We start from the raw sequence: 22610 nt of genomic DNA, 5'->3' as shown, positions 1-22610 counted from the left end.
CAGATAGCGCTTGCCGGAAAAGCCGTTGCTCCGACCAGCGAATTATATCCCGACGTTATTGGGAACATTGGAGGAGATTACCCCTTCAAAATATCCACGGTATTAAGGTCATTGCATCGAGATAGCTACTGAACCCCTTGTTCGGCGCAGAGAGATTTGTCCTGATTCTATGAACTTGATGCTACAAAATTGACCAAGATTTCAAGGACTCAAAATGACCAAGATTGACAGAATAAGTCTGTCGAATGTTAGGTGCTTTGAGGCAGAGCACTCTGTAGCATTACCACGAATCACCGTAGTAATCGGGGAAAACAGCTCTGGAAAGACTACGCTTCTAGGCTGCTACAGCGCGTTTGCAAGATTGGTTGCCAACCAGAACGCAATGGAATACAACCCATTCAACATTGCCCCCTTTCGCATGGGTGCCCTTGAAAATATTGCCCGGGTAGGACACAAAAAATTCTCGCTGGGTGGAAGTGCAAATGGTATTGAATTCCTATTTCAATTTTGCAAAAACAAAAGAGGCCTTTTCGAAGAACAGGTTAAGATAAAACCAATTGGGCTTGAAGAACTGACAATTACTCGGGAAGACTCAACTCGCGAATTGAGAATGTCCACTCGCTCTTTTGAAATCTTGGTGAGTGCAGACAACATCATATACGGCCAAATATCCCAATGGCTTGCATTTGCAGTGAGGCACGGAGATTTTCCATACAGAGAAGAAGTTGGTCAAGTTCGCGAAAATGGATCAGCCCCACCCGATAAGTCTCCCAAGACTGAGCTTAATGATTACTTAAAAAACCTCTCCAATAAACTGCCATGGAGTCCAATAATTCTTGAAAGTATAAGCCCTTATTTAGAACCCCAGCAGCGACAGTACGGTTGGAACACAGCCCTCCCAATTGAACCTAGGGAATCCGAGGAATTGTCCGAGATTGGCCGGAAATTGTCCCTATTTGACCAAATTCGAATTCGCAGTACAGGAGACTCATCCTTTGAATTGGAGGTCGGGTTTAACAATCACTTTTTCAATGTTTCCGATGTTGGCCTTGGTATTCATGCAATTTTACCTGCTCTCAGGGCAATGCGTAAGGAAGGGCCGAACAAGACAATATTACTCCAACAACCTGAGGCTCATCTGCACCCGATGGCACAGGCACAGTTGGCCGAACTCATAGCACATTCACCCCATCAATTCATTGTAGAATCGCACTCTGATTTCATCATTAACCGGCTGTCTATCTGTGTGCGAAAGGAGATATTGGACTTCGAGGATGTCGGAATTTTATGGCTTGAGAAAACTGGTACAGCTGCCACGATTCACGAGCTAGGATTCGACGAGAATGGCAATCTTTTGGGTGCACCAGCAAAGTACCGCGAGTTCTTCAATAAGGAGACAGACGATTACCTAGGCATTGAGCCACATGTGTACGCCGACGATAATTGATTCAAACTCAGTGAGTTTGGTCGTACCCAAAATTATCGTTGCAGAAAAGCCGGATCCCCTTTTGAAATGGATAGAGTACGGATATGGCGTACTCTGCTACACAGGCACCGGAAAACTTGGACAAGAACTAGGTCGGACTAAGAGGTTCAAACAAAAACTTCAAGCATATCGAGAAAGCGGCAAAGCGAGGTATATTTCAGAGCGAAAGATGAAAATCGCTAAGAGCGAATTGGAATTGGAGAGACTTAAATCTGACGATGAAGACATATTAGCATTGATTCTCGCGAGCAACGCAGAAATCATAGTCACGGATGATGAGGATCTGAAAAAGGATATCAAGGACTATGTCAAAACAGTAAAGCGCGTCAACATAGCCATTTACCCTCGCTCCCAGAAGAGGAATAAGCGGCAGCAGTTTCTGGATCAACGTCGCTGTATTTGCCGATAGAAAAGCTTGTTGAGCGACACATAAATACCCGTTACAAAGGGGACGAGGATTCGATATTTCTCCATTTGCAGCTACCTATCGCTATATCGCTAACAGCGGAATATAGAAATAGAGGGCGACCTCAACATAGCGGAGCGAATCCACAAAATTGACTTTCTGGATCGGGGAGCAAATTCACTCAGCAACTTCCACAACTTACCAGTCGGTCCTTCAATAAGATCGAGTTTTTGAATAATGGGTAGAAAGTGGCCGCAAGATGTAAAACGAGATACACCTGCATTCGTCGGCAATCTTTCAGAATGCTAGAAAATGCATCATGATTCACGAAATCAAGTATGAATAACAGGTAACTTTGGGAGTTTCATTCATGAGAAAGACGATAACGCGATTTCTAGTACTGTTTACGCTGATATATCCGGTAGTCCTCTCGGCTCAGGATAATGCTGATACCTTGAGCGTCGTGGATATGGAAGAACTGATTATTACCGCAGATCGGTACGAGTCCATACGCTCCCAGTCTACAGGAGCCATCAGTGTGCTGAAAAGCACAACAATTTCACAGTTGGCTGGGGTTCAAAACCTGGGGGGAACACTACAGCATATGCCCGGCTTTGCGATACTGCAGTTGGATGGAATTGGATATGATGTCCAACCAATTGTGCGGGGATTCTATGGCGGAGGAGAGGCCGAGTACGTGCTGTTAATGGTAGATGGACAGCCCATCAATGCTCTGGAAACCGGGCTTGTGAACTGGGATCAGATCCCTCTGGCTGCAATCGAATCCATTGAAATTTTGCGTGGCGGAGCCTCATCCCTCTACGGCGATGCTGCCATCGGGGGAGTCATTAATATTGTGACCGACTCCGAGGCTCCCTCCAGCTACGAAATGGCCTTGGCTGGGGGCTCCTTTGGCACCTACAATGCAAGTGGATCCGCACGGGTGTCATTTGGTGCCAGAAAGCTTTCCGCTTATGGGAATTACGAATCAACCGAAGGATACCGGGAACATGCCAATCGTACTTTGGGAGGCTTGGGCCTCGGGTTTGACCTGATACGATCTGATCGTGCCCTCGTCACGTTATCAGGGTCAATGCATCAGCGGAGCTATGACATTCCCGGTCCACTAACCAGCGACCAGATTGCCCAAGATCGTCTGCAGCAATCTCCATTCTTTCAATTTGATAACAATGATGAGAGTACTAAGCGACTGGCGCTGCAAGGTCGAATCAATCTGGGTGACCAGTCCGAGTTGCGTGGCTCTCTGGTTGGCAACAGGCGCACCCTGGAAGGTGCGCGGACCTTACCCCTGAGTGCGGAATTCGCAGATGTAAAGTGGAGAGAATTTGATGTCTCCCGCTTATTCATGAGCGCACAATGGGTGTCTCCACAACTGTTTGCACACGACCGCTTGACCATTGGCACAGATCTGCAAAATGGGCAATTGGACGTAGCATGGTATGATATGGTATTCGGTACAGTTGAGGCCTTTGACGGATTTGATGGAGCGAGAGGAAATCTTTCAACCAAGGGGGATGGCTCCCGTTCGGCGTTAGCTACATACGCACAATATGACATTGAGCCCACATCCTGGTTGCGGCTGTCGGCGGGTGCCCGCTATGATCGCATTCGCGATACCTACTCACCTGAAGGAGGGACAGAGCAGGATGCAGTCCATACTGCGTTAAGTCCCAAGGTGGGGGTGAATGCTCGCTATGTAGCCAGTGCCCGGCACGTAGGGAACTGGTATGCCAACGTAGCACGATCATTTAAGACAGCAACGCTGGATCAACTCTTTGGTCAGAGATTAATCCCAATATTCGCCATATTCATTTCTAACTCAGAACTGAAGCCTCAAAGGGGTGTCAGCCTTGAAACCGGATTTTACCACCGAGCAGTGTTGATCCCCGGAAACTTGAATGGTGAGCTATCACTCAGCATCTATCAGATGGACATGGAGGACGAGTTGGAGGTGAATCTAAATACCTTCCAGTACGAAAACATTGCCAGTAGCCGTCACAGAGGAATTGAGATGGGGCTCCAACTGGAAAGGCCAAATCTTGCACTATTTCGTTTCAACTATACGCTCCAAAACGTGACATACCTTTCCGGAGAGAATAGGGGAAATTTTGTCAAGGCGATCCCGCGTGATTATGTATCCGCCGCGATCAGTGTTCCTGTTCTTGATCGACTCCAGGCTATGGCAACGGTGCGCAGTACGCGCCGCACATGGCTGGATGATAAAAATTCCATCAGATTGGAGAACTTCTCTTCCGTGGACTTTAAAGTGACCTATACCTTAGACTGGATCGCACTGGAGTTCGAAACAATGAACCTGCTGAACAACTCCTTCAGCACAACGGGATTTATATCAGGCGAGGAAGAGTCCGAGACGATCTTCATGTACCCTGCCGCCGGAAGGGCTATGCAGGCAGGGATCCGGGTTCAGTGGTAGTAGAAATTTTGGTCATTTAAATACCGCTCACACTCTTCATCGCCGTAGATGCATTTCCCTCATTCTGTGCACACACGTTGACAACTTAGCGACCCTAGGATAATTTTACACGTGTCGTACGTGCAGTTGCTTCCTTAGCTGGCATTGCAGTAATTGTCACCCGACCACTGTGACCGGATTGCTCCCTTCCAGTATATCTCCGGCCTTCACACCCGAAGAAACCTGAATTATGGGTCCCTTTGGTACAGGATGTTTCCACCGACGATGGTGTAGAGTACCTCCGTAGAGAGAATCTCTTCGTCAGGGATCGTCAGAATATCCTGTGAAAGTACGGTAATATCGGCCAGTTTACCGGGAACAAGCGATCCTTTTATATCCTCTTCAAAGGCAGCATAGGCATTATTGAGTGTGTACGACTGTAGTGCCTGTTCCCTGGAGAGTCGCTCCTCAGGATAAAAGACAGAGCCATCAGCCAACCTGCGGGTCACGGTTGCGTGATAGCTTGCAAGAGGATCAATCGACTCTACGGGCGCGTCGGTCCCGTTGGTTACGACTGCACCTGTCTGCCATAATGTTTGCCAGCGATATGCACCGCTTGCGGCCCTCTCTTCGCCCAGACGGCGATAGACCCACGGAGCATCGCTGATGGCATGGACCCCTTGCATCGCTGGAATGACGCCCAGGCTACCGAACCGAGGAATATCATCTGGGTGGAGATGTTGAGAATGCTCAATTCGCCAGCGTAAATCCTCATCCCCCGTACCATAGAACGATTCGTAGATGTCAAGAACCACACGATTGGCACGATCTCCGATCGCATGAATATTCACTTGAAAGTCGTGGGCTTTTGCGATTTCTGCTGTTGCCCGGATTTCTTCTACGGCGACCGTTTCAAGTCCTCTTGACCCAGGCATATCTGTATAGGGCTCAAGCAGCCAGGCTCCGTGAGAGCCCAGAGCGCCATCAATTGAACGCTTTACACTGCGTACCGTCAGGTGGTTGTTCCCATATCCGATCATCCGGTAGGATGCAAGTTGATCAGCCAGATTTGTGCTGTTTGAGCGAATCATCACATAGAGCCGGACCGGAAGGTTACCCTCATCTGCCAACTCGCGAAAGAAGTCCACAGTACCGAATCCCACACCGGCATCGTGGAACGAGGTGATCCCATGGGTCAGGGCTTCTTCAGCGGCCAGGCGTGCCATTGTGCGCCGCTCCTGATCCAGTTCAGTGGTGCTCATGCCTTCTCTTGATTTTTCCAGTGCAGCTGCCACGAGATATGCGGCAGTCTCTCGCAGGAGTCCCGTCAGTTCTCCACGTACATCGCGCACGAGCTCTCCTCCCGCAGGATTGGGAGTTTCGGGACTGATCCCCGCCGCATCCATTGCAGCTCTATTCGCGAATGCGGCATGACCACTGGCATGGCGCAGCAGAACTGGGTTCTCAGGAGATACCTCGCTGAGACTATGGTGGGTGGGAACTCCTTCGACTGTCCCTGCTGGAATGGAATCCCATTTTTCCTGATGCCATCCGCGACCGGTGATCCATTCGCCAGGTTCAGCGTCAAGGGCAGCGGCCTCAACCATGGCGACAATATCTTCCCAACTCGATGTTGTCGTAAGATCAAGAATCATCTTGGCTTCTCCGATACCCAGGAAATGACCGTGCCCTTCGATAAAACCGGGGATGGCCAGTTTACCCTCTAAATCAATGACCCGGGTTTCCCCTCCGATATATGCTGCAATTTCTTCGGAGGTGCCAACCGCCATGATCGTATCGCCGCTTACGGCCAGGGCTTCTACTTCAGGTAGAGATGGATCAACCGTCACGATCTTGCCATTGGTCAATACGAGTCGCGCAGACTCCTGCCTAGAACAGCCAAACAGTATAAAGGCAGACAGTAAGAGTGCACAGTATTTCAAGGAAATGAGCTTCATGAGTCCAGTATTCTGAAAGCGTAACCTCCGAAAGATAGTAACTGCCGCCGGGAGTACAAGTGGTCATCCTGCAGAGTTTGTGACCGTTTGAGCTTGGAAGGATGAATATTATTGGAGCCTGATCGGGAATATGTGACAAGCTAAAATTGATCAATTTGACTCGATATTACCCAAAGGGTTTTTCGGAATACTAATCATCACCTCCGGACAACCAGATGGGATTCTATGCCCCGGTGAAAGATCCCCGAGTTGAACCTTCCATCCACTCCCGACTGAGAACGAGACCAATCTAATTTGTTAGAGCGATCCTCTCACATTATCTTTGAGGCGAGAATCATTCAACAATTATCGAACCATCCAGACCGTAAATATGGACAAACAGGCAACGCTTCACCGATGGGACGACATGCCAGTTGAAGAGGTCAAGGCCGGCCTTGGACGGCGTATCATTACCGGTGAGCGAATGATGATTACGCATGTCTACCTTGATAAGGATAGTGTAGTACCATGGCATTCGCACGACAATGAGCAGCTGACATACGTTCTTAGTGGCGCCCTGAAATTTTGGCTTGGAGACAATGGAGAACAGGAGGTCATTGTACACGAAGGGGAGGTACTGGTCATCCCTTCCCATCTCCCTCACAAAGCTGTCGCGCTGCAGGACACACTCGATGTGGACGTGTTCTGCCCTCCCCGACAAGATTGGTTAGATGGAACCGATGCGTATCTACGTTAGCTTTTTGTTTCTGATTAGTCTGGCCTTGCCGCTGCAGGCCCAAACTGTGATCAGTGATCCTCCGTCCTGGGCGGATGAGGCGATCTGGTATCAAATTTTTGTTGAGCGATTCCGCAATGGAGATCCCACGAATGACCCAACACCGGGCGATATACGCGGATTCTGGTTTGACACACAGCCGAAAAATTGGGCCCCAACTCCCTGGACCCATGACTGGTACAAACTGGACGACTGGGCCATTGAGAATGACAAGGACTTCTATACCGCCGCGCAGTGGCGGCGCTATGGCGGGGACTTGCAGGGAGTCCTGGAGAAGCTGGATTATCTCAAGGAGTTGGGAGTCAATGCACTTTACTTCAATCCAATCAATGACGCCCCCTCCCTGCATAAGTTTGATGCCCGCCACTACCGCCATGTAGACCGAAATTTTGGCCCCGACCCGGTCGGTGACCGTGAGATTGCAGATTCAGAGGATCCCCTGGATCCAGATACATGGCAGTGGACCGCTGCGGACAGCCTCTTTCTGGAACTGATTCAAGAGGTGCACGCCAGAGACATGCGGATCATCCTGGATTTCTCCTGGAACCATACAGGTGTGCGGTTCTGGGCATGGGAAGATATCTTGGAGAATCAGCAGGAATCTCCGTTTGCAGACTGGTATGATATCAACCAGTTTGACGATCCGGCAACACCGGACACAAATGAATTCTCCTATGACGGCTGGGTGGGAGTAAAATCATTACCTGAATTGGCAAAAGTAGACGTTCCTGAGGATCATACGCATGGGGCTCATGAGGGCAATCTCCACCCGGGCCCCAAAGCACATATCTATAATGTTACTCGGCGATGGCTTGACCCAAATGGCGACGGGGACCCAGAGGATGGGCTGGATGGATTCAGGTTGGATGTCGCAGAGATGGTTCCCCTCGGATTCTGGCGAGACTATCGTGAGTTCGTTCGGAGCATCAACCCGGAAGCCTATCTCGTTGGGGAGGTCTGGTGGGATTCATGGCCGCACCGAATGGCGGACCCGGTTCCCTGGGTTCAGGGAGATGTGTTTGATGCCGTGATGAATTATCGCTGGTACATGCCTACACGGAGCTTTTTTGCACAGGCTCCCCCAAATCTGAGTGCATCTGAGTATGTCGCGCATCTTGACTCCGTTATGGCAGGGATTCCCCAGCGTTTCTGGAATGCCATGATGAATCTCGCGGCCAGCCACGATACACCCCGAATCAGTACCAGCATCTACAATCTAAATCTCTACAAATACAATCAACACCCTAGGGGAAGCTCTGATTTCAAGGTGGATCGCCCCGACGCAAGGACGCGAGCGATCCAGGAGTTGATACTCGTGCAGCAGTTCACCTGGCCCGGGGCTCCCCATATCTGGAACGGGGACGAGATGGGGATGTGGGGTGGCGATGATCCAGATGTTCGAAAACCACTCCTCTGGCCCGATTATAACTTTGAGGATGAGCGCACACACCCGTTGGGACTTGAAAGACGGCCAGATGTAGTCTTGGCGGACCACCAGTTGACCGGCCTCTACCGGGAACTGATTGCACTCCGTAAGGCAAACCAGCGACTGTTTATTGACGGAGCAACCAAGTGGCTCACCGTGGATGATGAGCGCCGGGTGCTTGTCTATGAGCGGCGTTTAGGTGATCAGCACGCGCTGGTCGTTTTCAATGCTTCAGACGAAACGCACCAGATAGACATACCTCAAGGCAGCTACCGACAAGTCTACCCGTCCGGTTCAGCAGATGTAGGAACTCCCTTAACCGTTCCTCCACTTTCTGCCCGTGTATACCTGTCAATGTAAGCCCGATTTGATTGAATATCTCGCAGGTCTTGATCAAAGCCTGCGAGAGAATTCTCCGCTTCCAAAATATTGGACAAAGGCAGTCAGGTCTCTTGAGAAGGGTCATATTGACAACGGTAGACGGAATCGCCTGACTCACTTCCCCCTGCTAACCACCAGTAGACAAAAAGTAGCAGAGTCAGGACTCAAGTGCTGCGTCCAGATTGATCGTCGTACCCGCATAGAGCTTTGCGATCGGGCAACCGGTCCGAGTCGCTTCTGCGGCATCCTGGAATGCAGCATCATCAATGCCAGGCACATTTGCGCGGACCACGAGATCAATACCTGAAATATGAAAGCCGCCCGCTGGGTCTGGCCCAAGGGTAACGGTTGCGCGGGTGTCAACGCGGTTTGCAGTGTTGCCACGGCCGTCGAGCTCATTCGAGAGGGCCATCGAAAAACATCCTGAAATGGCTGCCGCCACTAGGTCTTCTGGACCGATTCCAGGAGCTCCCTCAAAGCGGGAGCCAAATGTGAAAGGGGTATCAAGGGATCCCCGGTCGGTTTTGATCTGTCCGCTACCGGATTTTAAATCTCCTTCCCAGGAGGCATTCGCATGATTTACGCTCATCGTAGTCGATAATTTAGTTTGCGGTTTCTAAGGAATAGTGTTGACCATTGATTGACCAACTCACGGTGATGGGGGCGGTCTTTTCCAGAATCTTTGCCACAGAGCAATACTTGTTGACACTCAGATCCACGGCGCGTCGAACCTTGTCTGGATCCAACTCCCCCTCAAATTCATAATGAACATGCAGCTTCGTAAACAAGGAAGGGGTTTCCTGTTCTGCACGATCATAAGTGATGATTGTATCAAATCTCTGTAAGTCCTGGCGCTGCTTATTGAGGATGATAACGATATCAATTCCACTACACCCGCCAAGAGCCATCGCAACCGCCTGCATCGGTCCGACCCCCTGACCACTGCCCCCTTCTTCGGGACCGGTATCAAAATGCAACGAATTTCCGTTACTGTTCGTAGCAAGGAAGTGAAACCTGTCGTCTAAGCGCTTGAGAGTAACCTTGGCCATCAAAATCGTTCAGGAGCGGAGGCTTGAACTACGATATTGTCTTCAGGATTCCCTCCAATAACGACTGCTTTGCAACCTAACCGCAAACATATTCGTAGCCTTATTACGAGATGAAACCGCTTTCATTATAGACTACTCAAAATGAACCGTTCCTTTGCCTACACGAAGACTCTCGGTTTTGCCGTCGCAGCCATTTTGATATTGGCAGCATTCAAGTCGATCCCCACTGCACGGGATGTGATCAAGAAAGAATACAAGGTAAATCCGGGAGGTGAACTTACCCTGGATTTGGACAGGGGTAACGTGGAAATTGAGGCCACCGGTGGCAATTCTGTGAAGATTGAACTTGAGCGCCGGGCGCGGGCAGAAAGTTCAGAAGAGGCCGAGAGGATTCTCCAGTCGGCTCACCGCTACGAATTTGATAAGGATGGAGACGATGTCAGTATTCAGTCGAGAGTGGAAGAGGAGCGCAGGCAAATGCGATGGCGCAAGGGTTCGGCTATTAAAATTCGACTGACCGTACGCGTACCCGAAAAATACGATGTTGACTTCAAATCAGGTGCCGGTAATATCACCATTACGTCAGTCACCGGAGAAATAACAGGACGTACGGGAGCAGGCAATATCATACTGGAGGATATTGAAGGTGAGGTAGATGTAAAATCTGGAGCTGGAAATGTTGAGATCTCTGGGAATTTGGAGGAGGCAGATGTCGTGACAGGAGCCGGGAATCTATCCATTTATGCTCAAGTTGATGCATTGCATGCGGTAGCAGGTACGGGGAATGTAACCGTGGAAATGCTGGGACAACCCCGAGGAGAAAGTAAACTGCGCACAGGTGCCGGCAATGTATCGCTCTCGCTGCCTGAAGATGTTCAAGCCGAGGTACGCGGGACTGCAAGTCTGGGGACGGTGACCTGTGAGTTTCCGATTGAGGTCTCCAAGAAGCTCCTATCCCACTCTTTTTCCGGTGAACTCAATGGGGGCGGCGATGCGTCAATCGTCATGGCTGCCGGTGTCGGGAATGTGTCCCTGCGCCGACATTAATTAGAGAGTGACCTCGTGTCAGACAGACAGCCTGATCACCACGTTGGGAACAGCAGTGCACCAGCCATTGGATGCCTCGCACCGTAGGCATGCACAGAGGACCAAAACAGGCCGAGGTTATCCAACTCAGCCTTGGAGCTTCAGGTACAGGTACGTATTGTTCCTTGACTCTCCTACCGCGAAACTGCTGACGGGGATGGCCGACCTTGCCCTGAAATTCCACAGGAACTAGATTATTAGTGGCAGCTTCCCCTGGTTTGGCGACTGATTTGGGTTTCCGAGGCCATTTTCGGTCTCCTGTAAGTCCGGTCTGAGCGCCTTTGCCGGGAGTTGGTGTGATCAACCGTCCTCCGGGTGCAATCTCGGGGAGGTGGGCTTGGGGAGCTGGAATAGATCAATTTAGGACGTTGCCTTGCCATGTCTAGCGATCTCGCCGATTCTATTTCTACTCAGCCCGTACTTGGTCGCGGTCTCCTTGCGGCTCATGCCAGCCTTGAGGTCTTGGACGATCTGGCGGTTACGTTCCCGGTCACGTTCCCGGGGGCGTTCCCGATGCCCGCGGGATCCTCTCCTTCCCGACATGTCTACTCCCTCCGCCTGAGCGATACGCCAGATACTGGGCTGGGTCAACCCGTACTTAGTCGCGACCTCTATACACCTCATTCCACCCCGGACATCCCGGGCAATGGCTCGGTTGCGCTTTGCGTGCATTTGCGGGCTTGGGGGCAGCGACACCCCGTTCTGCTTGGCGATCTCCTTGATCCAGTAGCCACTTAGGTCGTACTTGGTGGCAGCCCCCTTGATGCTCATCCCCCCCCCCCGAAGATCTTGGACAATGGCGCGGTTGCGCTCAGCGGACGCGGCTTTGGTGAGTCTACCCCGAGGGAGCGGTACCCCGATCTGTCTGGCGATCTGGCGAATCCGTTCGGCACTTAATCCATGCTTGACTGCGGCCCCCGTGGTGCTCATCCCCCCCTTGAGGTCTTGGACGATGGCACGGTTGCGATCAACCTGTTGGGCTCTGGTCATGAGCACCGTTTTCTTCGGAATTAATTGATTGGAGGAATTGCTCATTTTCTATCCTGTTCGCTCCCCGCGGGTTCCAATGCCAAGCGTACGTCCCGCGACTCTCCCAGTCGGGGATTGTCCATGGATCTTTTTCGATGCTCCGACCTCGGGGACCACGTACTAGGATGCGCTGGGGGCAACGCAACACCGAGCCCACTGCATTGGACCTTCAATCAAGAGGAAATCTCCATCAGTGATTGAACCATATGTTGAGTCTTAAACGACAGAAGCCATTCGCTACGGATCAATCACAAGGATTTGTCCATAGCGGTATATTCAGACCGGAAGTAACCTTACCCTCATTACTGAACTTCTGGTACGGGTGTCAACACATTTCTACCTCTATCAGGATCGAATCGGGGGAACCCAAAGCGTTGTAACTTTTTTATGCTTTTGGAACCGCAGCGGCGCAGAAGGTTCTAACCGAGTTTGAACGCTAAGAAACCGAATGGAAAGAAATTCTACGCGTCTGCCGTTTAGGACAGCGGCGGTAATTGGTGCGGGTACCATGGGAGCTCAAATCGCAGCTCATCTAGCCAATGCTGGCGTCCAAGTGCTGCTTTTAGATCTAGCTGCAGAAGGCTCTGATCCGCGCGCACTGGTCAAAAAACGTCTGAAAGGTGCGTCAAAATTGAAACCGAGTCCGTTTTTCACAAAGGCCACCAGCCGATGTATTCGTTGTGGAACGATTGAGCATGACCTAGGGAAAATTTCGGGGGTCGAATGGGTGATTGAAGCCGTGGTGGAGCGCTTGGACATCAAACAGGACCTACTGAAAAAGATTGAGGCGCATACAGGCCAAGACAATATCGTATCCACTAACACTAGCGGCATCCCGATACGTGCGCTTGTTCAGGGGCGTAGCCTGGAATTTCGGCAACGTTTTCTGGGCACACATTTCTTTAATCCGCCACGGTACCTTAGCCTCCTTGAAATAATCCCCCATGCTGATACAACCCCCCAGGTATTGGACAAGATTGCATGGTATTCCCGTGTCCACCTGGGCAAGAACGTTGTACAGGCCAATGATGTCCCCTACTTCATTGCCAATCGAATTGGGATTTACGGCATGATGGGAGCGATCGACCAATTTGTCACCGGGGGCTACACGATTGAAGAAATTGATACTTTGACAGGACCACTGGCCGGTCGCCCAAAATCAGCCACATTTAGGACGGCTGATCTGGTTGGGCTGGATGTGATGCAGCTTGTGTGCGCGAACCTTTATGAGAGCGTTCCTCAGGACGAAAGTAGAGAGCGTTTTAGCGTGCCGCCCGTACTGAAAGAATTGGTAAGTCAAGGAGCACTGGGAGCAAAGACCAAAGCGGGGTTTTACCGGAAGGAAGGCCGCACAATTCGGTCACTCAATCTCGCCTCGAGGCAATATGAAGACCCTTCGGAACTGGATCTCGGAGATCTACGCAAAATCAAATCGGCGGGGCCGCTCCATCATCGTCTCTCGGCATTGTTCGAAGATGAAGGACGGGCGGGAGCTTTCTTTCGCTCCACGATGCTTGATCTCATGGCGTACGCTGCAAGGAGAATCGGTGAGGTGACCGACAGCCCGGCACGTGTTGATCAAGCGATCTGTTCAGGGTTTGGCTGGGAGATGGGGCCCTTTGAAACATGGGATGCGATTGGGTTTGACACCGTGAGGAAGGCTATGACCAAGGAGGAGCTTGTGCTGCCTGAGTGGGTGCTGGACATGCCAAGCGATGCGTCTTTCTATACTGACCGCGGGGTTTACATCCCGGCCCAAAAAGAATATGAAGTTCAAAAGGTATCCGCTGCAGAGCGTTCCCTAGCATCCATCAAGCTGGATTCAGGCGGAGACCTGTGGTCGAACGAGGAGTCAGGACTAGTTGATCTGGGAGACGGGGTTGCGTTATTTGAATTCCGCTCCAAGGCCTGCACGCTGGGAGGCAAGGTGATTGGCGGCATGCTGGAGGCGATTGACCGGGTTGAAAACAGTCCAGATTTGTGTGGATTGGTGATTGGAAACGAGGGGAATCACTTTTCTGTGGGAGCCAACTTGGCAGAATTGGCCGGAGCGCTGCAGTCCGGCAAGTTTGGGGAGATTGCCCAGTATATTGCCCATTTCCAATCGGCAATGCAGCAGGTACACTATGCGCGCAAACCCGTGGTGGTGGCTGCCCATCAGCGAGCACTTGGCGGAGGATGCGAGCTCATCATGTCTTCCGCGAACCCCGTTGCCGCTGCAGAAACGTATGCCGGTCTTGTGGAGTTGGGGGTTGGTCTGATTCCAGCGGGTACAGGAAGTATGCGACTTGCAGCGAAAGCCAGCAGAGAGAATCATGGATATGACAGTAACTTGCTGCTTGATGTGATGCGGTACTTTGAGGCGGTTGCCAAGGCAACGGTTTCCACCAGCGCAGAAGAAGCGCGTGATTTGGGCTTCCTTCCTGATCATGCATGTATTGTGATGAATAGCGCGAGACGTTTTCACGCGGCAAAACATGAGGTCCTGCGGCTTTCTGCTCAAGGTTATCGTCCTCCGGCGCCCCAAACTATTCGTGTACTCGGACGTCCTGGAGCAGCGGCATTAAATACGGCGGTTTACCAGTTACATCAGGGCAGATTCATTAGCGATTATGATCTGCATCTGGCAAAGCAACTGGCGTATGTATTTACAGGCGGGGATTTAAGCGGCGCAGAGGAAGTATCCGAGTCCTATCTATTAGACCTAGAGCGGGAAGTGTTTCTCGGTCTTCTGGGACAACCAAAGACACAGGAGCGTATTGCAGGTTTATTGAAACATAATCGGCCGGTCCGCAACTGAGCAATTTTGAAAATGCAATCGTCAGCTGTTATAGTAACTAGTCTGCGCACGCCAGTTGGAAAGGCGAAGCGCGGTGCACTTCGCTTTATGCGTCCTGAGGAAATGGGTGCAGAGGCCGTTCGGGCCGCTTTGGACCATACTCCAAATCTGAGCGCAGAAGAAATTGATGATGTCCTCATTGGGTGTGCTTTTCCCGAGGGATCCCAGGGTATGAATGTGGGCCGCATTATCGCTGGCCGGGCAGGTCTGCCTGATTCTGTGCCGGGAGCCACCGTCAATCGTTTCTGTTCGTCGGGGCTTCAGACCATCGCTATGGCAAATCAGGCGATCGGGTTAGGACAGGCCGAGTGTATTATCGCAGGAGGGGCCGAAAGTATGACCCTCGTCCCCATGAGTGGATACTATTTTCAGCCAGATCCCGATACAGCTGAGCAAAGGCCCGAAGTATATGTTTCGATGGGGAATACAGCAGAAAATCTCGCACAGAAATACGATATATCCCGTGAAGATCAAGACCTCTTCGCCCTGAGATCTCATGAGCGAGCACTTGCTGCTCAATCGGCAGGCCTTTTTGAAGAAGAACTTATTCCTCTGGATATAAAGCAAAACAGCATCCAGAACGGGACTCCTAAAATGGTCAGCTACCAATTCAGTATGGATGAGGGCCCAAGAGCGGATACGAGCCTGGAAGCACTCGGTCGCTTGAGGCCGGTTTTTCGAAGTGGGGGCAGTGTAACTGCTGGCAATTCTTCTCAAATGTCTGACGGCGCTGCGGCAACCGTTGTGATGTCCGAAGGGTTGGCTCAGCGTTTAGGTGCGAAGCCACTGGCACGTATGGTTGGCTTTGCCGTGGCTGGCGTAGCCCCGGAATTGATGGGGATTGGTCCAGTACCGGCCATCAAGAACGTCCTTGAGCAGACCGGTCTCAGTCTAGGTCAGATTGGATTAATCGAATTGAACGAAGCGTTTGCCGCGCAAGCTTTGGCCGTCATCAGGGAAGCAAACCTGGATGATTCCATTGTAAATGTGCAAGGCGGAGCAATTGCCCTAGGACACCCATTGGGATGCACCGGAGCGAAGTTGACGGCTACTTTACTGCACGCGATGATTCGAGGTGGTATTCAATACGGGCTATGCACCATGTGCATCGGAGGAGGAATGGGCGCGGCAGCGATCTTTGAGAACCTGAATAACTCGGGTTAGTCGAGTTATCTGGCAGGCTAAGCCGGAATTCAAGTTGTGAGAAGGAATTGACCGTGGCCTTGATGGGTGCGCAATCACCGACTCCGGTGAGGCACAGGGAGTTGATCTTGGCATGTCGCTTGGGCGCGGAAGAGCACACCTGTTCACGCAGGACAAGATTGTTGGTACTGTACCCGAAGCTCAGATTGTACAGACGGTATTGGAGGCTATTCAAGACTGGGATCCAGAACAGTAGAACTGAACTCTTTCGTCCAGTCTTCAATCTGCTCCAGAAACCCTGGAATCAATTCCGGGTGATCTGAGCTAACATCTTCAAATGGATTTTTCTCCACATTAAAGAGCCTGACCTCTCCTTCCGTAGAGGTGAAATGCCACTGGCGCGTACGAACATAGTACCCCGTCTGACGCTTGCCCATTGGATCGATCTCAGATCGCATTTGCGTGACCCGTCCAATCAAAGCATCTCTCTGGATGCTACCTCGACCTTCAATCGCCGGACGCAGGGATACCCCTGGCAGGTACTCCGGTATTTCTACGCCAGCATAGTCCAACAGCGTTGGCAGTAGATCCGCGCTGCTCACAAGTACATCATCAAAAACGGCAGCACCGATCACACCCGGCCAATTGAAAATTATCGGGGTTCGAAAAGCCTGATCATGTAGTGACAGCTTCCCGTTGGGACCGCCATTGTTGTAGAGTATGGGGACATCCTTGTATTCTTCAAAGGGGGGCTGTTCCCAACCATTGTCGTTCACATATACGATCAACGTGTTTGAAAGAAGCCCGCGCACTTCCAGGTGGTTCAACAAGTCTCCTACTCCGGCATCGAACCATGTGCAATTGCCATAATACTCCTTGGCTGACTCAGACAGATTGGTATCCCTATACCTCGAATAATATTCTTCAGGGGGATTCAGAGGAACATGCGGCAGGGAGGGCCCATACCACAGGAAGAAAGGGGTATTTAGATTACGGTCAATAAAATCAAACACCGGCTGCGATGTCTCCCGAACGAGTTCCACACCGTCACCTCCCATGAGTTTTCCGAAAAAGCCTGGCTGACCAACTTCATCTGGAGCCCATCCCTCTGACATACCTTCGGTAAATCCACCATTGGTGAAGGATTGCTCCCACCACTTGCCCGCCTGAAAGCTGGCATAGCCTGCGCGAGACAGTAGACCGGGAAGGGTCTCAAATTTACGCATGGCACTGGCTTCATACAGGAACCCCCACTGCACTTTTTCTTCGGGAGCAAGTTGACCATATTCGGGATCAGTTACCTGATCCCGTGCCTTGAACACTTCCATCTGGGCAGCATACTGTATAGGGTACAGTCCCGTACTGAGCGTCTGAAGGGCTGGACGGCAATGGTTGTCCGTTGTGTGCCCCTGTGTAAAGAGCGCACCCCCATGCGCCAAACGGTCCATGTGTGGCGTGTGAACATGAGCCGATCCCGTAAAACCGAAATATGGATACCCGTGATCATCGCCAATTATCAGCACGATGTTGGGTGGAGCGGATGAACTGCATGCGCTGCCAAGCATAAGCAGCAATCCAGCAACGAGTCCCCGGTAAATGTGCATAATCCCTGATTTTAGCATTGTTACTTGAATTGTCCCCTCTTGGCTCCTTTCAATCGTAGATTTTCCAATATTTCTGGATGTATTTGGATAGATTGACCGCCGCCAATGAGAGATTATTATATATACGGTGATAGGACCACTAAACATTAATATTCACGGGGACAGGATCCGTTTTTGTCCAGGTTCGCCGACCCTTAGGTTGCCCCGACACCTACAAACCCGGTGGCAAAAAGAGGCTTGGTTACCACCCTGAATAAAGAACTCGCCAAGTTCTCGACCCAAGCTCTCCTCACGGCAAAACCCTTCAAAAACTACAGACCCGCTGAACCCGACCTATCCGACTGCAAAATCCGGTATCCCTGGATCACAGTTCGAAATCGAATCCATTATTGTCAAACGATTAGCTTGAAAGGATAAACTACTCGTTCTGGGCAACAACAGATAGAACTTTCTTTTCCCGGTCAGCATCAAGGAGACCAACCCACACATGCTCAACTCTTGCTCTATCATCCAAAATGATAATCGTTGGAACGGAAGTTATTCCCCAATCTTGGTTGGGCAGAGCAATCAATGTATCAACAGATAGATTTTCTTTTTGAAGTATGCGTCTTTGAAGTTCAATAGATATACTTGGATTAATACCGGCGACTACCCCAGTATTTTCGCTTTTCTCTGCAACAAGTGTTCTGTAAAAGGGATAACTCTGTAGACAATATGGACAGGTAGGAGTTAATACAATTAACACTAATCTATCCTGATCCTCATGAAAATATTCTAACATAGCCGGAAGGGTATCCACAATGCCGTGGTCATCAATCGACTTGGCAAAAAAAGTTACTCGAAGAAAAAACAGTAATGCTACTACTACCAGCACATACATTGTCCATTCTAAATACCTCATTGTAATTTCTCTGAAACTTGTATCAACACGATACGATTTAGACCCAAACCCCAAAATGTCTTCCGCACGGAAGAAGTTCGATGCAAGCCCGTTCAATGAACAACATGACCCAACACAAGTCGAAGAAACTTTTACTTTTGGATGACAGGTGGTAGGTGGTACCCTGGTGAGGTAGAAAACTTCTTTCGTAAAAGACCTATACCTCGACTCCTTCCTGACTTAAGAAGATCCGTTTATTGAATATGAATTAACAGTCACAACGGCATCACCGTCTATCTGGTATATTCGATCATTTGTTATAAAAGACGCCTTGTAATCTATCCTAAAAGAATACTTGTACTCGGCCGACCCAGCTTCATATACATCAACAATTATTCCTGAATCACCGCGGGACTCAAGGGACTGAAGAAACAATTCGTCTCCCACGATACTCATATATGGACCATTCACGTTAGAGCCTTCAACGATATAGCTCGCAATTCCATTTGTCACATCTGGTACAAGCTCGGGCTCTTCAAACCTGTCAAAGGTCATTGTCTTCTTTGCCCGAAGGAGAGTGCCATTCACATCATAAATCATAATTACAGGAAAACGAAAAGGAACATAAACCAACCAGTCTTTATACGTGTCAAACATCCCATCTGCCAGTAGATTACTTGGGAGAACAGAAGGGTCACCCTCTAATAATTCTCCAAATTCAACCGATTTACCCCCGTAATTAGATTCAAAGAATAGTTTATTAAACATTCGGAGAATGTATTCTTTGCCTGTGTCTGTTATGGCGTGCCGAGTAGGAGCCTCCTGCCTGCCAAATGCTCTCGAATCCACAAACTTCCCTGTTGCCTTTGAGAAAGAAGAAATTCTCCAGTTGTTGGGATCTGTTACATACATGAGCGAATCAGTTGTGACTTCAACATTAGTTATGCTTACAAATTCGCCAGGGGCACGACCAATACCATCGCCATAGGACCTGATATAATTGCCCTCAGAATCAAACCGCAAAACCTCATATATCCCGTAGTCTACAACATACACATCTCCATTGGGATCCGGTATGATATACCCGGGATCATACAGGACAATATCTTCATCCGCAGCCAACTCATACAGCTTACTCACAGACACATCTTTCCAAACCCTTTCCCTTGTTTGTTGCTCCTCAGCTTTTTCTAATAAAAACACATCCCCGAAGACGGCCTCATCTTCACTACGTTCACTATTCCCCCCACTGCTGCAGGACAAAGTAAAAAAGAAGACCAGGATAGCGTATCTACCGTTCATTATATAGGTGACCATCCCCACGAAGTACATATCTGGACAAACGGCACGCATAAAAAGTCTTCAACACATAAATCACATTCCATCAACGCACACAACTGATTTCCTCCTCCACATCCCACCGCGCGACATGATTGTGCGCTACCACAGTCAGGATTAAGTCCAGCATTGCTAGATGTCCACCCCGATAGACCAACAAGTAATGTGAATATCAACGATGCAAACAGCACCCGAGATTTACGAGTATTAATTATTTTCATTGTAAAAATGTGTCAAGCCTTCCCATACATTGAACACCCCATGTATCATCTGAAGTACAGGGAAGATCCTCAGTGTGGCAACATCTGACGCCCGCCCCCCGACACGGAACACTCCCGCCCTCGCATAACATCCAGCTACACGTCCAATTGCATTTTATGTCGGTGTGTGAGTATGCATTACTACTACTTCCGAGAAACACCAGCAAAACTGCACAAAACAGAGCAAGACACGATCGTATCAAGGAATTTTTTCGCTTACGCATTGTAAAATGATTTGGTTTTGTATCCATTCGTGTAGAATGAATGATTCAATTTGTTTGCTAGACCAGTAGTTTCTCCCAGCCCTGTGAGACGGAGAGCAACTACTGGATGGCCAAGCATACGACTTATGAAACTAAACACCAAATATTTTATCTGGTTTTTGTTTTCGAGCCTCCTGAAAAAGTCCTTTACTACGTCAAAAATATGCCCACAGGTACTCCTGGAGTGATATTCGCCTCCGAAAAAATATTTTTGCAATAGGTTCTTTTTTCTTGATTTTTTCAATCTTAGAGACATTCTTGTCTCTTTTGTGTATCAAGATAAATGCGTATTCCGATGGATATCTAATCCGAGGCAACCGGGACTGTAAATCTTGTCAACGCGATTTGGGGCATAATGCGAGTTCGTATTCTGATTCCTGCTGTCCTTTTACGTTGCGCATGGCCCCCCCGGTCAACTCAATTTTGTGTGCATTGCTGACGAGTCGGTTCGGGATGGCATCTGCCGAGGTCGGATCTTCCATGGTCTTGTACAATCTATCCAGGGGCTACTGACTTGTAGCAATCATTGATCGCACGGTGTATCGATCATATAGAAGTTCCATGAGGTCACGTTGCTTGCAGATGATGGATTCGATACAGTAGTCGTACACTTCTAGGACATCCGTGTGCGTGAACTGTTTCAACGTTTTCAATTAGCTATCCTCCTAGCGGGCCGTCTGCTGAGTATCCGGGAGTCTGGACAACGGGAATTAGCGGGTTTTGAAGTTTTCTAGACACGCTTTATGTGCAAGCGCACAGGCGACATAATTCTCGCCGACTCTGATGGAAGCTAAGGGTAACCAATCTAATTGTAAAATTCTGTATCCCTGAATCACAGGTCGAACGGGTAGCCGTATACGTACTCTTGCCATATTGAAGATACGTACAGGTGATCCCCGTACAGTAGGTAGTCCTTTGCAACAATATCCTTTCTCTCTTCCGAGTCGTCCATGGGGCGGAAAACAATCTTTTTTGCGAGCCTATAATCATCTTCGGATACATCGAGAATGTAGTCCCCGTTTCCCCCACCTTTGGCTGCCCGTACAATCAAATAGCGGGAATCGACGAACTTCATGGTGAGTAGAAATGCCTGCGTGAAAGCGTCCGTCCCGGCTGGCAGTTCTGCAATATCTGTACCAGGAAACCCCGCCGGCTGAAAGTTCTCAACCTCTTTTCCCTCGAATCGAATCGTTCGCACATGCCGGAACTGATCATCGTAAACAAAGATGTACGGAAGCCCCTTATATGCCAGGGCAATTCGATCCCCGTCAGGAGTCACCGTTACGAGGTTGCCGTTTTCCCCCGATTGATTCGGAAGATCCAAACCAGGAAGCAATTCGATAGACGGAATCCAGTCGTAAGGGGGTGATGTACTACGAGCACAGACTAGCCAGTCGTACTCTTGAGGGACGTCCCAAGGACATTGCAGAAACATATAATCGGGCGAAACCGAAAATCTTCCGTGCTCTATATCCAGGGAGAAGAACGAATCGAGATACTCAAACTTCTCCGTGAAAACCTGTACGCGCTCCATCTCCTTGACGAATACGTGCGAACCGTTGTACTGCAAGCCACTGATAAAAGTAAACTCTCCAGGACCTTCTCCTGGCCGGCCAATTTCACGGCGGAGATAGCCATCCGCTCCCACGGCAAAGATATGTGATGGCGGGTACTGAGAGATATAAACACTATCTCCGATCGCCATCATATGCGAAGGCTGACCGAGAATTAACGAATCATTTGGAAGCCCAATTCTGGCCGTTGCAGTCCATCTTTCCGCCCCAATGTCCGTGTTGACCACAAGGTGTGGAGCGGCAGCCAGCAAGCTGTCAATGATCGGAGAGTCCTCAAATCTGGTAAGGGGGATTCCCGCTCTCTGACATGCGGCAAAGGGCAATAAAAGAAACAGGATCCCCGCATACCTCCATCTGATGGGTATGCTGGGAAGAGAAACGAAATCCATCCGTACTGATTCACACGTATGATTGCTCAGTGAGCAACCCACAATATTCTAAAAGGGTAAGCGAACGCAACGGAGTATACGAACGCGATTCGAATTCCAAGCAATTTTACGACCTCACAAAAAATTTAACAATTACAGGAGGTTGGATCGTCTTCCGTTGCAGAGCATCTGCCTAGCGGCCGCGGCGGCAGTTCTGCTACGATTTGCCCAGAGAGGTTCCCATAAATGGCTCAGAATCAACGAGGAATGAACGAGTCAGGGTTTGGAGAACCCTCATCTAGCCCACTGAT

The 22610-nt window shown here is 49.9% G+C and carries 16 protein-coding genes; 8 read left to right on the top strand and 8 right to left on the bottom strand.

The annotated features are described in order from the left end of the window. The first annotated feature begins 214 nt into the window (after positions 1–214). The 3 genes from F4Y64_03770 (at position 215) to F4Y64_03760 (ending at position 4347) form a co-directional block, all read left to right on the top strand. On the top strand, positions 215–1447 hold the full coding sequence (locus F4Y64_03770; GenBank protein MXX96717.1) for an AAA family ATPase: 1233 nt from the start codon (positions 215–217) through the stop codon (positions 1445–1447). 208 nt (positions 1448–1655) lie between these two features. Continuing rightward, entirely contained in the window at positions 1656–1895 is a 240-nt protein-coding gene (locus F4Y64_03765) for a hypothetical protein (protein MXX96716.1), read from the top strand. 367 nt (positions 1896–2262) lie between these two features. Then, positions 2263–4347, top strand: a complete 2085-nt coding sequence (locus F4Y64_03760) for a TonB-dependent receptor plug domain-containing protein (protein MXX96715.1) — start codon at positions 2263–2265, stop codon at positions 4345–4347. A gap of 227 nt (positions 4348–4574) precedes the next feature. Here the strand turns inward: F4Y64_03760 and F4Y64_03755 are convergent, their stop codons facing one another. After that, complete coding sequence (locus tag F4Y64_03755; GenBank protein ID MXX96714.1) at positions 4575–6284, bottom strand: amidohydrolase; 1710 nt, start codon at positions 6282–6284, stop codon at positions 4575–4577. 370 nt (positions 6285–6654) lie between these two features. Between F4Y64_03755 and F4Y64_03750 the strand changes: the two genes are divergently transcribed. Both F4Y64_03750 and F4Y64_03745 read left to right on the top strand, forming a co-directional pair. Beyond that, the gene (locus F4Y64_03750; GenBank protein MXX96713.1) at positions 6655–7020 is read left to right on the top strand and encodes a cupin domain-containing protein; all 366 of its coding nucleotides are present in this window, start codon (positions 6655–6657) and stop codon (positions 7018–7020) included. Then, positions 6995–8845 (top strand): DUF3459 domain-containing protein, encoded by a 1851-nt coding sequence (locus tag F4Y64_03745; GenBank protein MXX96712.1) that lies wholly within the window; start codon positions 6995–6997, stop codon positions 8843–8845. Before F4Y64_03750 ends, F4Y64_03745 begins: the two co-directional genes overlap by 26 nt. A gap of 178 nt (positions 8846–9023) precedes the next feature. Here F4Y64_03745 and F4Y64_03740 read toward each other — a convergent pair whose 3' ends face one another. Together F4Y64_03740 and F4Y64_03735 are read right to left on the bottom strand one after the other, a co-directional pair. Continuing rightward, the gene (locus tag F4Y64_03740; GenBank protein MXX96711.1) at positions 9024–9455 is read right to left on the bottom strand and encodes an OsmC family peroxiredoxin; all 432 of its coding nucleotides are present in this window, start codon (positions 9453–9455) and stop codon (positions 9024–9026) included. Between the two features lie 13 nt (positions 9456–9468). After that, positions 9469–9915 (bottom strand): OsmC family protein, encoded by a 447-nt coding sequence (locus F4Y64_03735; GenBank protein MXX96710.1) that lies wholly within the window; start codon positions 9913–9915, stop codon positions 9469–9471. A gap of 141 nt (positions 9916–10056) precedes the next feature. Between F4Y64_03735 and F4Y64_03730 the strand changes: the two genes are divergently transcribed. After that, positions 10057–10962 (top strand): DUF4097 domain-containing protein, encoded by a 906-nt coding sequence (locus F4Y64_03730; GenBank protein MXX96709.1) that lies wholly within the window; start codon positions 10057–10059, stop codon positions 10960–10962. Between the two features lie 399 nt (positions 10963–11361). On the opposite strand, the gene F4Y64_03725 is transcribed toward F4Y64_03730, so the two are convergent. Further along, positions 11362–12036: a hypothetical protein gene (locus F4Y64_03725; GenBank protein MXX96708.1), complete on the bottom strand. Its 675-nt coding sequence runs from the start codon at positions 12034–12036 to the stop codon at positions 11362–11364. A 442-nt stretch (positions 12037–12478) separates the two neighbouring features. Here F4Y64_03725 and F4Y64_03720 point away from each other — a divergent pair, with 442 nt between their 5' ends. Together F4Y64_03720 and F4Y64_03715 are read left to right on the top strand one after the other, a co-directional pair. Continuing rightward, on the top strand, positions 12479–14830 hold the full coding sequence (locus F4Y64_03720; protein ID MXX96707.1) for a 3-hydroxyacyl-CoA dehydrogenase/enoyl-CoA hydratase family protein: 2352 nt from the start codon (positions 12479–12481) through the stop codon (positions 14828–14830). 12 nt (positions 14831–14842) lie between these two features. Next, positions 14843–16033, top strand: a complete 1191-nt coding sequence (locus F4Y64_03715; GenBank protein ID MXX96706.1) for a thiolase family protein — start codon at positions 14843–14845, stop codon at positions 16031–16033. A 206-nt stretch (positions 16034–16239) separates the two neighbouring features. On the opposite strand, the gene F4Y64_03710 is transcribed toward F4Y64_03715, so the two are convergent. The 4 genes from F4Y64_03710 to F4Y64_03695 all read right to left on the bottom strand — a co-directional run bounded on the left by F4Y64_03710 (position 16240) and on the right by F4Y64_03695 (position 22320). Beyond that, positions 16240–17763, bottom strand: a complete 1524-nt coding sequence (locus F4Y64_03710; GenBank protein ID MXX96705.1) for a sulfatase-like hydrolase/transferase — start codon at positions 17761–17763, stop codon at positions 16240–16242. Between the two features lie 271 nt (positions 17764–18034). After that, positions 18035–18517, bottom strand: coding sequence for a thioredoxin family protein (locus F4Y64_03705; protein ID MXX96704.1), 483 nt, complete (start codon positions 18515–18517; stop codon positions 18035–18037). A 219-nt stretch (positions 18518–18736) separates the two neighbouring features. Next, complete coding sequence (locus F4Y64_03700) at positions 18737–19849, bottom strand: hypothetical protein (GenBank protein ID MXX96703.1); 1113 nt, start codon at positions 19847–19849, stop codon at positions 18737–18739. Between the two features lie 1340 nt (positions 19850–21189). Beyond that, positions 21190–22320: a hypothetical protein gene (locus F4Y64_03695; GenBank protein MXX96702.1), complete on the bottom strand. Its 1131-nt coding sequence runs from the start codon at positions 22318–22320 to the stop codon at positions 21190–21192. Positions 22321–22610 lie beyond the last annotated feature (290 nt).

It is taken from the genome of Rhodothermaceae bacterium, assembly GCA_009838195.1.
Classification (GTDB): domain Bacteria; phylum Bacteroidota; class Rhodothermia; order Rhodothermales; family Bin80; genus Bin80.
Note: the sequence above shows the minus strand (reverse complement) of the source record. Positions and strands in the feature narration are given on the sequence as shown.

Coding starts and splice junctions, on each gene's coding strand:
- F4Y64_03745 (MXX96712.1), top strand. CDS start 6,995: ATGGAACCGATGCGTATCTACGTTAGCTTTTTGTTTCTGATTAGTCTG.
- F4Y64_03740 (MXX96711.1), bottom strand. CDS start 9,455: ATGAGCGTAAATCATGCGAATGCCTCCTGGGAAGGAGATTTAAAATCC.
- F4Y64_03725 (MXX96708.1), bottom strand. CDS start 12,036: ATGAGCAATTCCTCCAATCAATTAATTCCGAAGAAAACGGTGCTCATG.
- F4Y64_03765 (MXX96716.1), top strand. CDS start 1,656: ATGAAAATCGCTAAGAGCGAATTGGAATTGGAGAGACTTAAATCTGAC.
- F4Y64_03750 (MXX96713.1), top strand. CDS start 6,655: ATGGACAAACAGGCAACGCTTCACCGATGGGACGACATGCCAGTTGAA.
- F4Y64_03770 (MXX96717.1), top strand. CDS start 215: ATGACCAAGATTGACAGAATAAGTCTGTCGAATGTTAGGTGCTTTGAG.
- F4Y64_03715 (MXX96706.1), top strand. CDS start 14,843: ATGCAATCGTCAGCTGTTATAGTAACTAGTCTGCGCACGCCAGTTGGA.
- F4Y64_03760 (MXX96715.1), top strand. CDS start 2,263: ATGAGAAAGACGATAACGCGATTTCTAGTACTGTTTACGCTGATATAT.
- F4Y64_03705 (MXX96704.1), bottom strand. CDS start 18,517: ATGAGGTATTTAGAATGGACAATGTATGTGCTGGTAGTAGTAGCATTA.
- F4Y64_03735 (MXX96710.1), bottom strand. CDS start 9,915: ATGGCCAAGGTTACTCTCAAGCGCTTAGACGACAGGTTTCACTTCCTT.
- F4Y64_03720 (MXX96707.1), top strand. CDS start 12,479: ATGGAAAGAAATTCTACGCGTCTGCCGTTTAGGACAGCGGCGGTAATT.
- F4Y64_03710 (MXX96705.1), bottom strand. CDS start 17,763: ATGTTTAGTGGTCCTATCACCGTATATATAATAATCTCTCATTGGCGG.
- F4Y64_03695 (MXX96702.1), bottom strand. CDS start 22,320: ATGGATTTCGTTTCTCTTCCCAGCATACCCATCAGATGGAGGTATGCG.
- F4Y64_03755 (MXX96714.1), bottom strand. CDS start 6,284: ATGAAGCTCATTTCCTTGAAATACTGTGCACTCTTACTGTCTGCCTTT.
- F4Y64_03700 (MXX96703.1), bottom strand. CDS start 19,849: ATGCGTGCCGTTTGTCCAGATATGTACTTCGTGGGGATGGTCACCTAT.
- F4Y64_03730 (MXX96709.1), top strand. CDS start 10,057: ATGAACCGTTCCTTTGCCTACACGAAGACTCTCGGTTTTGCCGTCGCA.